General features: G+C 67.8%; 13 protein-coding genes. 10 read left to right on the top strand and 3 right to left on the bottom strand.

Features of this window, described 5'->3' with window-relative positions:
- Positions 1 to 404: 404 nt before the first annotated feature.
- Positions 405 to 1,121 carry a hypothetical protein gene (locus VSR71_RS05705; RefSeq protein ID WP_342912938.1) on the top strand — a complete coding sequence of 239 codons (717 nt, stop codon included), beginning with the start codon at positions 405 to 407 and terminating at the stop codon, positions 1,119 to 1,121.
- Positions 1,122 to 1,124: 3 nt separating this feature from the next.
- Here the strand turns inward: VSR71_RS05705 and VSR71_RS05700 are convergent, their stop codons facing one another.
- A complete protein-coding gene (locus VSR71_RS05700) occupies positions 1,125 to 1,466 on the bottom strand; it encodes a hypothetical protein (protein WP_342912937.1) in 342 nt (113 codons plus the stop codon).
- Positions 1,467 to 1,682: 216 nt separating this feature from the next.
- Here VSR71_RS05700 and VSR71_RS05695 point away from each other — a divergent pair, with 216 nt between their 5' ends.
- The 9 genes from VSR71_RS05695 (at position 1,683) to VSR71_RS05655 (ending at position 11,835) form a co-directional block, all read left to right on the top strand.
- Positions 1,683 to 2,945 carry an ROK family protein gene (locus VSR71_RS05695; protein WP_342912936.1) on the top strand — a complete coding sequence of 421 codons (1,263 nt, stop codon included), beginning with the start codon at positions 1,683 to 1,685 and terminating at the stop codon, positions 2,943 to 2,945.
- Positions 2,932 to 4,533 carry a sugar ABC transporter ATP-binding protein gene (locus VSR71_RS05690; RefSeq protein WP_342912935.1) on the top strand — a complete coding sequence of 534 codons (1,602 nt, stop codon included), beginning with the start codon at positions 2,932 to 2,934 and terminating at the stop codon, positions 4,531 to 4,533. Before VSR71_RS05695 ends, VSR71_RS05690 begins: the two co-directional genes overlap by 14 nt.
- Positions 4,534 to 4,763: 230 nt before the next feature.
- Positions 4,764 to 5,795, top strand: a complete 1,032-nt coding sequence (locus VSR71_RS05685) for an ABC transporter permease subunit (RefSeq protein ID WP_342912934.1) — start codon at positions 4,764 to 4,766, stop codon at positions 5,793 to 5,795.
- Positions 5,796 to 5,821: 26 nt separating this feature from the next.
- Complete coding sequence (locus tag VSR71_RS05680) at positions 5,822 to 6,808, top strand: ABC transporter substrate-binding protein (protein ID WP_342912933.1); 987 nt, start codon at positions 5,822 to 5,824, stop codon at positions 6,806 to 6,808.
- Between the two features lie 58 nt (positions 6,809 to 6,866).
- Positions 6,867 to 8,357: a glucose-6-phosphate dehydrogenase gene (gene zwf, locus VSR71_RS05675; RefSeq protein ID WP_428979352.1), complete on the top strand. Its 1,491-nt coding sequence runs from the start codon at positions 6,867 to 6,869 to the stop codon at positions 8,355 to 8,357.
- Positions 8,358 to 8,368: 11 nt separating this feature from the next.
- Entirely contained in the window at positions 8,369 to 10,027 is a 1,659-nt protein-coding gene (pgi, locus tag VSR71_RS05670) for a glucose-6-phosphate isomerase (RefSeq protein WP_342912932.1), read from the top strand.
- A gap of 21 nt (positions 10,028 to 10,048) precedes the next feature.
- Positions 10,049 to 10,972 carry a carbohydrate kinase gene (locus tag VSR71_RS05665; RefSeq protein WP_342912931.1) on the top strand — a complete coding sequence of 308 codons (924 nt, stop codon included), beginning with the start codon at positions 10,049 to 10,051 and terminating at the stop codon, positions 10,970 to 10,972.
- 143 nt (positions 10,973 to 11,115) lie between these two features.
- Positions 11,116 to 11,469 (top strand): DUF6516 family protein, encoded by a 354-nt coding sequence (locus VSR71_RS05660; protein ID WP_342912930.1) that lies wholly within the window; start codon positions 11,116 to 11,118, stop codon positions 11,467 to 11,469.
- A gap of 3 nt (positions 11,470 to 11,472) precedes the next feature.
- Positions 11,473 to 11,835 (top strand): MarR family transcriptional regulator, encoded by a 363-nt coding sequence (locus VSR71_RS05655; protein WP_342912929.1) that lies wholly within the window; start codon positions 11,473 to 11,475, stop codon positions 11,833 to 11,835.
- Between the two features lie 41 nt (positions 11,836 to 11,876).
- On the opposite strand, the gene VSR71_RS05650 is transcribed toward VSR71_RS05655, so the two are convergent.
- Complete coding sequence (locus tag VSR71_RS05650; protein ID WP_342912928.1) at positions 11,877 to 12,590, bottom strand: hypothetical protein; 714 nt, start codon at positions 12,588 to 12,590, stop codon at positions 11,877 to 11,879.
- Between the two features lie 344 nt (positions 12,591 to 12,934).
- The gene (locus VSR71_RS05645) at positions 12,935 to 13,906 is read right to left on the bottom strand and encodes a tripartite tricarboxylate transporter substrate binding protein (RefSeq protein ID WP_342912927.1); all 972 of its coding nucleotides are present in this window, start codon (positions 13,904 to 13,906) and stop codon (positions 12,935 to 12,937) included.
- Positions 13,907 to 14,056: the final 150 nt, after the last annotated feature.

Genomic DNA, 14,056 nt, shown 5'->3' with positions numbered 1-14,056 from the left:
CACCTGAAGCGCGGCCGATCGGCGGCGGCGTTGTCGCCCGTCATGTCGGCCAGTAACTGCCAATTCCGATTTCACATTCAGATACTTCCGACGCACGTTTGCTCTTTCGGCCAGTAGCTTTGCCGGGGCGGAGGCGCAGCCAGCGCCTGCCGCAGGCAACTGCAACGGGACCCACAAGAGCCGTCCCACACACGGAGGTAAATCGAATGAAGACATTGGCAATGGCGGCAGCCGTTCTGTCAGCGACCTCACTGCTGGCCGCATGCGGCGGCGGTGACGACGGGACCAGCGAGACGCCGGCGAAAACACCGCCATCAGAGACAGCGCCGGCACCGGCACCGGAACCAGCGCCAGCCCCGTCACCCTCGCCCTCCCCAGCGCCGGATCCGGCGCCGACCGGCGAGTTGCTGCCGAGCCTGAGCGCACCGCAACCGGGCTCCACCGCCCTGGTCGGCAACGGCAGCGAAGGAATCTGGTCCAGCTTCGGCAACGCTACGCTGGTGGACGGCAGCGGCAGGTTCGTCAGCACGGCACTGCTGAGCGTGCTCGGCGGCACGTTCCAGTTCTCCGGTTCGACGTGGACGCTTGGGCCTGACACGGTCGTCGAGAACGGGTTCGTGAACCTTGCGACAGGCTCCGGCACCATTACGCCCGCCAACCGCCTTGACGGCAGCTATGCCACCACGCCGGGCGGGGCCACCAGGACCCTTGCCGCCACCTACGACCCGGCCAATGCCCTGGCCGTCGAACAGTCGTCAATCTCGGGCAGCTGGAAACAGAATGGCTTTGCCATGCAGATCGATGACACCGGCAACCTGACCGGGACCTACACGAGCGGCACGCGCGTCTGCGATCTCAAGGGCACGGTCGTGCTGGCGACGCCCGGATCGGCCAGGAACCTGTATGCAGTCAATGTCGAGCCGACCGAATCGACCCAGCCGGGCAACACCGGCTGCGCGTTGTCCACCCGCGTCCAGCACAAGGGATATGCCGCGATCCGTTTTGCGCCGGTGGATGGCGCTACGCTGGTCAACAGCGACACGCGCTACCTGCGCACGCTGCTGATGGTCGCCCGCACGGGCACCGGCGGTTATTTCATGACGCAGATGGCCAGGCAGTAGGTCTCAGGGCACCGTCCCGCCGAGCTGCCGCAACAGCTTCTTCACGATTTCATCGTGCAGCGCCAGCGCGGCAGCGAGCGTCGGTGCCCCGTAGCTTTCGTTGTCCTGCTCGCCCATCCCAGTCACGCGGGTCACGAACAGCGGCGCGTCGCCTGATGCCTGGGCCAGACCGCGAAAGCGCGTGGTCACCACGCCGCCGCTGTCCTGCAGCAGCGTGCGGCGAAACACCGGATCGTTCTCGGCCATCCAGCGTTCCCATTCCTCACGTGCCGCCTCCACCGGCCGGTTCTTCAAGTCCAGCACGAAGTAGCGGCTCCATTGGCCAGTTTCGGTGCGGGCCTTCATCTTTTCCCCTGCGTTCGGTAGTCCGGTCTCTACGCTAGCCAGCCACGCGCCAGCGCGCAAGCGAAGTGCCCCGTGAACCACACCGAGGCTGCGACAACGCTTCATCCTGCGGGTTTTCCCGCAGTTGAGTTCTGACGCCGAGTATTCTTTAATTCAATCTGAATTAATTAATACAGAGCCGGCGCCCTAACCCGCCGGCCACAGGACGGAGACAACATGACCGCATCCAAGGCAGGCCGTGGCGTGAATTCCGCCAGCTTGCGCCTGTACAACGAACGCGCGCTGCTGTTGGCATTGCGCCGCGCCGGCGAGGCGTCGAAGGCCGATCTGGCGCGGACGGCACAGCTGACCAACACCGCAGTGGGCAGCATTGTGCAATCCCTGGCCGACGAAGGCCTGGTCGAGCAGGCCGGCCGCCGCACCGAGGGCCAGCGCGGGCAGCCCGCCAGCCTGATCCGGCTCAAGGCCAAAGGCGCATTCGGGATTGGCGTGAGGCTCGACCGCGCCAGCATCGAGACCGTGATGGTGGACTTCGCCGGCGAGCTGCTCGCCAGCCATGCACACCAGCTGGTCCTGCCCCATCCCGAGCAGGCGCTGGAACTGGTGCGACGCGATATCGAGGCGATGCGCGCCCGGCTCAGCCCTGGCGAGCAGAAGCGGCTGCTGGGAATCGGCGTGGCGCAGCCTTATAACCTCGGGGCATGGCTGCGCGAGCTCGACGTGCAGGGCGAGGACTTCCAGGCGAGCTTCCGCGCCTGGGATGAAGCCGACTTCGCCGCGATGCTCAACGCCGTCACCGGCCTGCCGGTGTTCAGCGAGAACGACGGCACCGCGGCCGCGGTGGCCGAGCTGTTCTACGGGCGCCACCACGCGCAGCATTTCCTCTATGTGTTCCTCGGCCCGGCCATCGGCGGCGGCGTGGTGCTCAACGGCGACTGCGTGCGCGGCGTTTCCGGCAATGCCGGCGATATCGCCATGATGCCGGTGCCGCCCAGCACGCTGCCGTCAGCACCCGCACCTGCCGGCAGGCGGCGTGACCTGCTGTTGTCGCGCGCCTCGCTCAATGCGCTGACGCGCCACCTGCGCTACCACGGCGTGGCGGTCGACGGCCATGCCGACCTGCAGCGCCAGGCCGAGCTGGGCCATCCGGCGGTGGCGCAATGGATCGACGACTGCGTCGACGCGCTGGCGCCGGCGCTGCAATCGGCGCTGGCGGTGCTGGACGTGCCGCTGGTGATCTTCGACGCAGACATCGACGGCGGGCTGGTGCCGGCCCTGATCGAGCGGCTGCAGCGGGCCCTGAACGACAGTGCCCCTGAAGCGCGCACCCCCGCCACCGTGGTGCGCGGCTGCTTCGGCGCCAATGCCGGCGCGGTCGGCGCCGCGTCGCTGCCGATGTTCATGAACTTCTCGCCGCGTGCCGAGCTGCTCAAGGGCGCCTCGGCCATTGTCCCGGAGGCCCGCCATGCCATGGTCTGAAGCATCGCGCACCCTGCCCCAGCCCCAGCAGCAGCGCCCCAATGGCGCAGCCGCTGCCGCGCCGCTGCTGGCGCTGCGCAATATCTCCAAGACGTTTCCCGGCGTGAAGGCGCTCAGCAACGTGCAGCTGACCGTCTATGCGGGCGAAGTCCATGCGCTGATGGGCGAGAACGGCGCCGGCAAGTCGACGTTGATGAAGATCCTGTCCGGCGCCTACACCGCCGATCCCGGCGCCGAGTGCCGCATTGCCGGCGAGCCGGTCGCTTTCGGCGGCCCGGCCGCGGCACGCGAGCATGGCATCGCGGTGATCTACCAGGAGCTGAGCCTGGCGCCGAACCTGAGCGTGGCGGAGAACATCTACCTCGGCCGGCATCTGCACCGCCATGGCATGGTCGACCGCGCCGCGATGGCCAGCGCGTGCGAAGCCACGCTGGCACGGCTCGGCGCCGACTTCACGCCGAACACGCCGGTGCACACGCTGTCGATCGCGCAGCGCCAGCTGGTCGAGATTGCGCGCGCGGTGCATTTCGAGACGCGCATCCTGGTGATGGACGAGCCCACCACGCCACTGTCCACCCGCGAAACTGACCGGCTGTTCGCGCTGATCCGCCAGCTGCGCGCCGAAGGCATGGCGATCATCTACATCAGCCATCGCATGGCCGAGATCGACGAGCTGGCCGACCGCGTCACGGTGCTGCGCGACGGCTGCTTCGTCGGCACGCTGGAGCGCGACAACCTCACCCGGGCCGCGCTGGTCAAGATGATGGTGGGCCGCGACCTGTCCGGTTTCTACACCAAGACCCATGGCGAGACACGCCGGGGCGAGATCATGCTGTCGGTGCGCAATATGTCCGATGGCCGGCGCGTGCTGCCGTGCAGCTTCGACCTGCGCGCCGGCGAGGTACTGGGGCTCGCGGGCCTGGTCGGCGCCGGCCGTACCGAGCTGGCGCGGCTGATCTTCGGCGCCGATGCGCGCAGCGGCGGCGCGGTGTTCGTCGCCGGCACGCCACTGGCGATTTCGAGCCCGCGCGAGGCGATCGACGCCGGCATCGCCTACCTGACCGAGGACCGCAAGCTGCAGGGGCTGTTCCTGGACCAGAGCGTGCACGAGAACATCAACCTGATCGTGGCGGCCCGCGACGCGCTGCGCGGCGGCCGGCTCAATCGCGCCAGCGCGCGCCAGCGCACCACGCAGGCAATCCGCTCGCTCGGCATCCGCGTGGCGCATCCGCAGGTCAACGTGGGCGCGCTGTCGGGCGGCAACCAGCAGAAGGTGATGCTGTCGCGGCTGCTGGAAACGCGGCCGCGCGTGCTGATCCTGGATGAGCCGACGCGCGGCGTGGATATCGGCGCCAAGGCGGAGATCTACCGGCTGGTGGACGAGCTGGCCCGCTCGGGCGTCGCCGTGCTGCTGATTTCCAGCGAGTTGCCGGAGGTGGTCGGCCTGTGCGACCGCGTGCTGGTGATGCGCGAAGGCGAGCTGGTCGGCGAAGTGGCCGGCTGTGCCGACGCGGCTGGCATGCAGGAACGGATCATTGCGCTGGCGACAGGCGCGGGTGGGGACATTCAACACAGCACACTGCATTGACGATGCCCGCGGTTTGCTCCCCTCTCCCAAGAAGTGGGAGAGGGGCCGGGGGAGAGGGCAGGCGTGTGGCAAGCATGTCGACGCTTCACTTTGTGGATGCTCCGGCCCTCTCCCCCACCCCTCTCCCGCAAGCGGGAGAGGGGAGCAAGCAATCGGTTCGCCATCGCAAGAAATAGAACGTAGTACGCACGTCAGCCCACGCAGGCACGACGTTCCGACAAGGAGACACCATGCGCAACCCCTTCCACCCCAGCGCCCACGCCACAGCCGCGGTCGCCCCATCCACCGGCCCCGCCCTGCCCGGCGCCGCCGGCCGCGCCACCACGCAGGAACGCCTGCGCGCGCTCGGCATGCTGCCGGTGCTGGTGCTGCTCTGCTTCGGCTTCACGCTGCTGACCGACAACTTCGCCAGCCTGCAGAACCTGTCGATCATCGCGCAGCAGGCGTCGATCAACCTCGTGCTGGCGGCGGGCATGACCTTTGTGATCCTGACCGGCGGCATCGACCTCTCGGTGGGGTCGATCCTGTCGGTGTCAGCGGTGGTGGCGATGCTGGTATCGCTGATGCCGCAGCTGGCGGCGCTGAGCGTGCCGGCGGCGCTGCTGTGCGGGCTGCTGTTCGGCCTGGTCAACGGCGCGCTGATCGCCTTCATGAAGCTGCCCCCGTTCATAGTCACGCTGGGCAGCCTGACCGCGGTGCGCGGCCTGGCCCGCCTGGTGGGCAATGACAGCACCGTCTACAACCCCGACATCTCCTTTGCCTTCATCGGCAACGGCGACCTGCTGGGCGTGCCCTGGCTGGTGGTGATCGCGGCGGCCGTGGTGGCGGTGTCGTGGCTGGTGCTGCGCCGCACGGTGCTGGGCCTGCAGATCTACGCCGTCGGCGGCAATGCCGAGGCGGCGCGGCTGTCGGGCATCAAGGTCTGGGTGGTGCTGCTGTTCGTCTATGCCGTGTCCGGGCTGCTGTCAGGGCTGGGCGGCGTCATGTCGGCGTCGCGGCTGTACGCGGCCAACGGCCTGCAGCTGGGCCAGTCCTATGAGCTCGATGCCATCGCGGCGGTGATCCTGGGCGGCACCAGCTTCGTCGGCGGGGTCGGCTCGATCGCCGGCACGCTGGTGGGCGCGCTGATTATCGCGGTGCTGTCAAACGGGCTGATCCTGCTGGGCGTGTCGGATATCTGGCAATACATCATCAAGGGGCTGGTGATCATCGGCGCGGTGGCGCTGGACCGCTACCGGCAAAAGGGCTCGGCGCGGACCTGAGCCACGCCCTGACAGGAGACACACCGATGTTCAAGCCGCTTTCCTTTTCTTTTCTCAGCGCACTGGCTGCGGTCGCAGTGGCCGCGCTCTGCGCGCTGCCGGCCGCCGCGCAGTCGTCGTCGCAGCCTGCCGCACAAGCCCCGCAGCGCCAGCTCAAGAAGGTCGGCGTAACGCTGGGCTCGCTCGGCAACCCGTACTTCGTCGCGCTGGCGCGCGGCGCCGAAGCCGCGGCCCGCCAGGTCAATCCCGACGTGAAAGTCACCGTGCTGTCGGCGGACTATGACCTGAACAAGCAGTTCACCCATATCGACAGCTTTATCGTCGCCAAGGTCGACCTGATTCTGATCAACGCGGCGGATGCGCGCGCGATCGAGCCCGCGGTGCGCAAGGCGCGCAAGGCCGGCATCGTGGTGGTCGCCGTCGACGTGGCCGCCGCCGGCGCCGATGCCACGGTGCAGACCGACAACACCCAGGCGGGCGAACTGGCCTGCGGCTTTATCGCCGAGCGGCTCAAGGGGCGCGGCAACGTGATCATCCAGAACGGGCCGCCGGTGTCGGCCGTGCTCGATCGCGTCAAGGGTTGCAAGGCCGTGCTGGCGCGGCACCCTGACATCCGCATCCTGTCCGACGACCAGGACGCCAAGGGCTCGCGCGAGGGCGGCCTGAACGTGATGCAGCTGTACCTGACGCGCTTTCCCAAGGTGGACGCGGTCTTCACCATCAACGACCCGCAGGCCGTGGGCGCCGACCTGGCCGCGCGCCAGCTGAACCGCCGCGGCATTTTGATCGCTTCGGTCGACGGCGCGCCCGATATCGAGGCCGCGCTGAAGGCCGATACGCTGGTGCAGGCCTCGGCCAGCCAGGACCCGTGGGCGATCGCCCGCACCGCGGTGCAGCTGGGCGTCGGCATGATGAACGGCCAGCGTCCCGCCGCCCCCACCGTGCTGCTGCCGTCGACGCTGGTGACGCGCGCCAACGTCGGCCAGTACAAGGGCTGGGCCACGCCGCGATGAGCGGCAGGCACCCGCCACCTTTCCAATCCCTTTGCCGAACGCACCAATTCCTCCCGACATGATGGACAGCCTTTCCGCCGCGGCTCCGGCCGCTGCCCACGCGCCCGAATTCGACTTCGTCCTGTTCGGCGCCACCGGCGACCTGGCGCGGCGCAAGCTGCTGCCGGCGCTGTTCGATGCGCACGCCGCCGGCGCGCTGCACCCGCGCGGGCGCATCCTGGCGCTGGGCAGCCAGCCGCTGTCGCACGACGCCTACGTGGCCATGCTCAACGACGAGGTGCTGCCGGCGCTGGCCGGCAATGCCGCGGCGTGGCAAGGCTTCCTGGAGCGCATCGTGTACCTGCAGGTCGATGCCAACGCCGATGCCGGCTTCGATGCGCTGGCCGAACTGGTCAACGCCCGCGCCGCGCCGGTGGTGGTGTGCTACCTGGCGACCGCGCCGCACCTGTTCGCCGCCATCTGCGCGCAACTGGCGCGCGTGGGGCTCGCCGGCGAGCGCAGCCGGGTGGTACTGGAAAAGCCGCTCGGCCATGACCTGGCCTCGTCCGAAGCCATTAATGCCGAAGTGGCACGCCATTTCGCCGAGGACCGGATCTACCGCATCGACCACTACCTCGGCAAGGAGTCAGTGCAGAACCTGATGGCGATGCGCTTCGGCAACGTGCTGTTCGAACCGCTGTGGCGGCGCGAATGGGTGCGGCAGGTACAGATCACCATTGCCGAGGAGCTGGGCGTGGAGCGCCGCGGCGGCTTCTACGACGGCATCGGCGCGCTGCGTGACATGGTGCAGAACCACCTGCTGCAGCTGCTGTGCATGGTGGCGATGGAGCCGCCCACCAGCCTGTCGGAAGACGCCATCCGCGACGAGAAGCTCAAGATCCTGAAGGCGCTGCGTCCGATCCGCACCGAGGACGTGGCCGAGAAAGTGGTACGCGGCCAGTATTGCCGTGGCGCCGCGGGCGGCAACCCCGTGCCCGGCTACGCCAGCGAGCCCGGCATCGCCCCCGACAGCCGCACCGAAACCTTCGTCGCCATCCGCGCCGAGATCGCCAACTGGCGCTGGGCCGGCGTGCCGTTCTACCTGCGCACCGGCAAGCGCATGCAGTCGCGCGTGGCAGAGATCGTGATCCACTTCCACGACGTGCCGTACCCGCTGTTCCCGCATCCGCTGGGCACCATGGCCGGCAACCGGCTGGTGATCACGCTGCAGCCGGAGGAAAGCATCCGCCTCTACTTCCTGACCAAGCAGCCGGGCGACACGCAGGCGCTGCTGCCCGCGTCGCTCGACCTGCAGCTGACCAGCGCGGCGCCGCGCGTGCGGCGCGTGGGCGCCTATGAACGGCTGCTGCTCGACGTAATCCGCGGCCGGCTGGGCCTGTTCGTGCGCCGCGACGAGCAGGTGCAGGCCTGGCGCTGGGTCGCGCCGATCCTGCAGGCGTGGGAAAACACCACCGCGCCGCCCAAGCCATACACCGCCGGCACCTGGGGGCCGGCGGCCTCCAGCGCCCTGCTGTCGCGCGACGGCCAGGCCTGGCACGAAGAAATGTAGGAGCCATCGACATGACCACCACCCTTCCCGCCTGGCAAGCGCTGCGCGCCCATGCCGAGACGATGCGCCACACCCATATGCGCGACTGGTTCGACGCCCCGCATGGCCTGGCGCGTGCCGACCGCTTCACCGCCGAGGCCTGCGGCCTGACGCTCGACTACGCCAAGAACCGGATCAGCGGCGAGACGCTGCAACTGCTGCTCGAGCTGGCGGCACAGGCACGCGTGTCCGAGCGGCGCGATGCCATGTTCGCCGGCGAGCCGGTCAATACCACCGAGCGCCGCGCCGCCCTGCATATCGCGCTGCGCGCTTACCCGGAGGACGGCTACCGCGCGCTTGGCGTGCCGGTGGGCGCTGACGTCGCCGCGGTGCTGGGCCAGATGGAACGATTCGCCGATGCCGTGCGCAGCGGTGCCTGGACCGGCTTTGACGGCCGCGCGATCACCGATGTGGTCAACATCGGCATCGGCGGCTCTGACCTGGGGCCGCGCATGGTGTGCCGTGCGCTGGGTAGCGCCGACAGCGCCAACAGCGCCAACAGCGCCGGGCCGCGCATGCATTTCGTCGCCAATGTCGACGGCAGCGACCTGGCGCGCACGCTGGCGCCGCTGGACGCCGCCACCACGCTGGTGATCGTCTGCTCCAAGACCTTCACCACGCTGGAAACCATGGCCAATGCCTGCACCGCGCGCGACTGGTTCGTGCAGCAGGGTGCGTCGCGCCCGGACCTGGCGCGCCATTTCGTGGCGGTCTCGACCAACCGCGACGCGGTGGCCGCGTTCGGCATCGACCCGGCCAATATGTTCCCGATCTGGGACTGGGTCGGGGGACGCTTTTCGCTGTGGTCGGCGGTGGGCCTGTCGATCGCGGTGGCAGCGGGCTTCGCGCGCTTCCGCGAACTGCTCGACGGCGCGCGCGCGATGGACCTGCATTTCGCCAGCGCGCCCGCGGCGCAGAACCTGCCGATGCTGCTGGGGCTGCTCGATGTCTGGTATCGCAGCTTCCTCGGCGCCGGCAGCCGCTGCGTGGCCCCCTACTGCGAGCCGCTGGAACTGTTACCTGCATTCCTGCAGCAGCTGGAGATGGAAAGCAATGGCAAGTCGGTGCGGCTCGACGGCGGCAGCATCGAGGCAGGCTCGGCCCCGGTGGTGTGGGGCACGACCGGCACCAACGGCCAGCACGCCTATTTCCAGATGATGCACCAGGGCTCGCAGCTGGTTCCGGTCGACTTCATCGCCACGCTGGAGCCGGTCAGCGACCTGCCCGGGCACCATGCCAAGCTGCTGGCCAACTGCTTCGCGCAGGGCGAGGCGCTGCTGCGCGGCCGCACCGCGGAAGAAGTGCGGTCGGAAGGCGTCAGCGATGAAGCGCTGGTGCCGCACCTGGTGTTCGAAGGCAACCGGCCCAGCAATACCTTGCTGCTGCGGCGGCTGGATCCGTGGCACCTTGGTGCGCTTCTCGCCCTGGCCGAGCACCGGACCTTCGTGCAGGGCGCGCTGTGGCAGATCAATTCCTTCGACCAGTGGGGCGTGGAACTGGGCAAGAAGCTGGCCGCACCGATCCAGCGCGAGCTGGAAGGCACGGCGGCGGCGGCCCCGCACGATGCCTCCACCGCCGCACTGATCCGCCGCGCGCAGGCCGCTCTGGCCCCGCAAGGCGCCGCGGCCTGAGCTTTCCGCCGGAGATTCCCGATGTCCACGCCTACCTCCCTGCCCCGCTATGTGGTCTTTGGCGAGGCGCTGACCGACATGGTGCGCCAGCCCGACGGCAGCTGGCTGGGCCTGCCTGGCGGCTCATGCTGGAACGTGGCGCGCACCGGCGCGCGGATGGGCATTGCCACCGCGTTCGCCGGCGCCGTCAGCCAGGACCTGTTCGGCGACGACCTCGCGCGCGCCAGCGCCACGGCCGGGCTCGATGCGCGTTTCCTGCAGCGCGTGCCGCGCTCGCCCTTCCTTGCCTTCGTTGCCTCGCGCCATCCGCCGCAGTATTTCTTTGTCGGCGACGACAGCGCCGACCTGCACTTCGATCCCGCCGCGCTGCCTGCCGGCTGGCGCCAGGCCGCCGAAGTCGTGCATTTCGGCTCGATCAGCCTGGTGCGCCAGCCGCTGGCCGCACGGCTGTGCGAAGAGGCCGCGCAGGCCGCTCAGGCCGGCAAGCGCATCGCCTTCGATCCCAATTTCCGCGACCTGATGCGCATACCGGACTACGCGGCCGTGCTGGCGCATATGCTGCGCCTGGCCAGCTACGTAAAGATCTCCGACGAAGACCTGGCAGGACTGTTTCCCGGCCTCGACACCTCCACTGCACTGGCACAGGTACGCTCCATGTCGCCCGACGCTACCGTGATGCTGACGCGCGGTGCCGACGGCATGACGCTGCTCAAGGGCAGTGGCACGGTCGAACAGCCTGCGCTGCGTGTCGAAGTCGCCGACACGGTCGGCTGCGGCGATGCCGCGATGGGTGGGTGGATGGCCGGGGTGTTGTCGGGCGCGGCGCACGATCTGACTGCGCAGGCGCGACTTGCTGCGGCAGCCGCGGCAGTAGCAGCGACGCGGGCCGGGGCTTATCCGCCGTCGCGCGAGGAAGTCGAGGGCTTGATCGCAGAAGCACGGTAGGCACTGCTCGCCGTCGCAAGAAACGAACCATCGGACTGGCAAAGTGTTGCGCTAAGCCTGACCGCAATGCCGCGCGCAAGGAGCGCCGGCCAATTTAGTTGCGATCCGGCGCTGGACTCTTATCACACTGTGATAGCATACCAATGCGCGACCCTGGCCTCGACACATTGCTGGATCTGAATGGCACCCGCTTCGTTCTCGACGAAGCGGGCATTTGCTGGGTGAAGTTCGATATCAGCGTCTGCGCTGTATCGCCTGAACGCCCGCACGGTCTCAGGTATTGCCTGACCCTGCATGATCGTAGTGGCCGGCGCTTGCTTGGTTTCGATAATGCTCATGGCATCCGTGACCGATGCGGCCGCGCCCCACGTACGCGCATCGCATACGATCACCAGCATGTGGGTGCCCGCGTTCGGTTTTATCGCTACAAGGATGCGTCCAGCCTGCTGCAGGATTTCTGGACTGAAGTTGACAAGATCCTGCGGCTCAAGGAGTGAACAATGACCAGAAAACTCAAGATCGGCATCGCGTCACTGGAGGATTTCAAAGCCCGGACCATGGCCATTGCCCGCGGAGAACTCAAGCCCGGGAAGAATGAGCCCAAGGTCTGGTTTCAGTCGCTGGACGTCCTTGCCAAAGTGCTGTCGCCGGCCAACCGCCACCTGCTTGCCCTGATCGCCGAAGTCAATCCGGAATCGCTCGAAGAGCTTTCCGAACGCACCGGACGTGCCGTGTCGAACCTGTCGCGAACGTTGCGTACGATGGAAAGCTATGGCCTGGTTCACTTCGAGCAAGGGCCACGCCGCAAGCTCGCTCCACGCGTCGACTATGGCGGCATAGAGCTCGAGCTGGCCTTTCATTGAGCGGGCGATACCCATACCCGCTCCCTGGCCGGCTCCGCGCGCTACGGCAAGAACGCCGGCGACAACAACCGCAGCCCGATCGTAAAAAACCGCTCGCCGGTCCCGCCGCCGAACACATTGCCATAGGTGGTATCGACCTGCATCCGGTCCCGCACGACCCAGAAGCGCAGACCCGCCTGGAACGATGGCTTGCCGCGGTTCTCGCCGAAGGTCTCGGCCACGATGGCCACGCGTGGATGTACCTGGGTCTCGGTGCCGACACCCCAGGTCATGCGCGTCTGCCCCGCCTCGGTATCGCGGTTCGCGCCGACGTTGAGGTGCGCCAGGAAGCGGTCTTCGGCAAACGAGAACGACACCGGCAGGTTGACATAGACGTTGCCAAACAGCTTGCGCTGTTCCGCGGTCGGATGATGGATCACGCCGGCGGTAAAGGCGACGCCGTAGCCGCCGGTTTCCAGCGGCCGCAACAGCGTCTTGCCCTGGAACTGCACGTTGGTGAAATCCGTGCCGCCGTCCACACGCTGCAGCGACCCGCCCAGTGTCAGTTCGAGATTTCCCGTCGGGTTGCAGCCCGGCAACGCCCAGAACTCATTGCCGCTGGACTGCACTTGCATCCACGATTCGAGCTGGCAGGACTTGGGATCGACGATGCGGGCATCGTCGGTAATCAGCGGCCGCGCGGCGAGCGCGGGGCGGCAGGCGGCGGCCAGCAAGGCCACCGCAGCGAGACGGACAAAGATTTGGGGCCATGCCATGGCAACCCTCCTGGACACATGCAGGGACACGGCCGACGACGATACACGACGGTCGTGACACGATTTCGATGGACAGGAAAGGGACGCCGCCGGCCCAGCGACAGCGCGCGCTGCTCGCGCGCCCCCCGGGATTGACGCCATGGAAACCACTGCAGGCAGCGTTGCCGCGCCTGCAGCCACAAGACTGCAGTTGCTCAGCAAGCCATGGCGGCCCGGGGAGATCCCCTTCCGCGGGAATGACTGGAACAACTGTCCACGGATAGCTCCGCTTATCAGAACGGGGCGCAGTGTAATGCCTGCGTTGGAAGCGGGTCAACCACCCGCGCCATGGATTTCGTGGCCGGTCAGGAACCCGCCTTGTAGTTGGTTTCCTTGACGATGCGGGCCCAACGGGCCGTATCTTCGGCGATGGTGGTGGCGAACTGCTCCGGCGTGCTGCCGACTGCCTCATAGTCGATCGCCGCCAGTTTCTCCTTCATTTCCGGCAGCGCGACGATACGCGTCACCTCCTGGTTCAGCCGGTTGACGATCTCCTTCGGCGTCCCCGCCGGCGCCAGCAAGCCGGCCCACGAGTTGAACGCCATGCCGTCGAAGCCGGCCTCCTGCATGGTCGGCACCTGCGGCAGCGCCGGCGATCGCCTGGAGGCGAACACCGCCAGCGGACGCAGCTTGCCCGCCTTGATCATCGCCATCGAGTTGAATGGGTCGATGGTCATGTCTACCTCGCCCGACACCACCGCCTGCATCTGCGGGCCGGTGCCCTTGTACGAGGCGCTGACCACATCAGGAATGCCCGCGCTTGCCTTGAAGCTCGCGGCGATCAGCTCGATCATGCTGCTGCCTGCCGACAGGCTCAGCGGCCGGGTCCTGGACTTGGCCAGCGCCACGAACTCCTGCACCGTCTTCGCCGGCACCGACGGGTGCACCACCATCACGAAGCCGATATTGCTGATCAGCGAGATCGGCGCAAAGCTCTTCAGCGGCTCGTAACCGGCCTTGTACAACAGCGGGCTGAGCGTCTGCGCGCCGGCCGTGTTGAGCAGCAGCGTGTAGCCGTCCGGCGCCGCGCGCGCAACGATATCGGTGCCGATGATGCCGTTGGCGCCGGGGCGGTTCTCCACCACCACTGGCTGCTTCAGCGCCTCGCCCAGCTTCTGCGAGATCAGCCGCGCCACCACATCCGTGGCGCCACCGGGCGCAAACGGTACCACCATGCGGATCGGCTTGCTGGGATAGGTGTCGCTCCAGGCCAGCGTGGGCAGGGTGCCCAGCACGGCGGTGCACAGCAGCGCGCGGCGGCGCAGGTTGACGTTCATGGGGCTGTCTCCGGTTTGCGGACTGTGCCAGCACAACGCACGGCTCCGCTTTTATTCACAAAGGTAAATCAGATTTTATGTCCATGAATTTCGTCGTCAACTGAGGGTATGTACGGACGAAGCGCGCCACGGCCAAAGCAAAAACCTGGC

This window comes from Cupriavidus oxalaticus, assembly GCF_038900635.1.
GTDB lineage: Bacteria > Pseudomonadota > Gammaproteobacteria > Burkholderiales > Burkholderiaceae > Cupriavidus > Cupriavidus oxalaticus_B.
This window is presented reverse-complemented; position numbering and strand designations above follow the sequence as displayed.

Excerpts from the sequence above, each read along its gene's own strand:
- VSR71_RS05700 (WP_342912937.1), bottom strand. The coding sequence starts at position 1,466 with ATGAAGGCCCGCACCGAAACTGGCCAATGGAGCCGCTACTTCGTGCTG.
- VSR71_RS05695 (WP_342912936.1), top strand. The coding sequence starts at position 1,683 with ATGACCGCATCCAAGGCAGGCCGTGGCGTGAATTCCGCCAGCTTGCGC.
- VSR71_RS05690 (WP_342912935.1), top strand. The coding sequence starts at position 2,932 with ATGCCATGGTCTGAAGCATCGCGCACCCTGCCCCAGCCCCAGCAGCAG.
- VSR71_RS05685 (WP_342912934.1), top strand. The coding sequence starts at position 4,764 with ATGCGCAACCCCTTCCACCCCAGCGCCCACGCCACAGCCGCGGTCGCC.
- VSR71_RS05680 (WP_342912933.1), top strand. The coding sequence starts at position 5,822 with ATGTTCAAGCCGCTTTCCTTTTCTTTTCTCAGCGCACTGGCTGCGGTC.
- zwf (WP_428979352.1), top strand. The coding sequence starts at position 6,867 with ATGATGGACAGCCTTTCCGCCGCGGCTCCGGCCGCTGCCCACGCGCCC.
- pgi (WP_342912932.1), top strand. The coding sequence starts at position 8,369 with ATGACCACCACCCTTCCCGCCTGGCAAGCGCTGCGCGCCCATGCCGAG.
- VSR71_RS05665 (WP_342912931.1), top strand. The coding sequence starts at position 10,049 with ATGTCCACGCCTACCTCCCTGCCCCGCTATGTGGTCTTTGGCGAGGCG.
- VSR71_RS05660 (WP_342912930.1), top strand. The coding sequence starts at position 11,116 with ATGCGCGACCCTGGCCTCGACACATTGCTGGATCTGAATGGCACCCGC.
- VSR71_RS05655 (WP_342912929.1), top strand. The coding sequence starts at position 11,473 with ATGACCAGAAAACTCAAGATCGGCATCGCGTCACTGGAGGATTTCAAA.
- VSR71_RS05650 (WP_342912928.1), bottom strand. The coding sequence starts at position 12,590 with ATGGCATGGCCCCAAATCTTTGTCCGTCTCGCTGCGGTGGCCTTGCTG.
- VSR71_RS05645 (WP_342912927.1), bottom strand. The coding sequence starts at position 13,906 with ATGAACGTCAACCTGCGCCGCCGCGCGCTGCTGTGCACCGCCGTGCTG.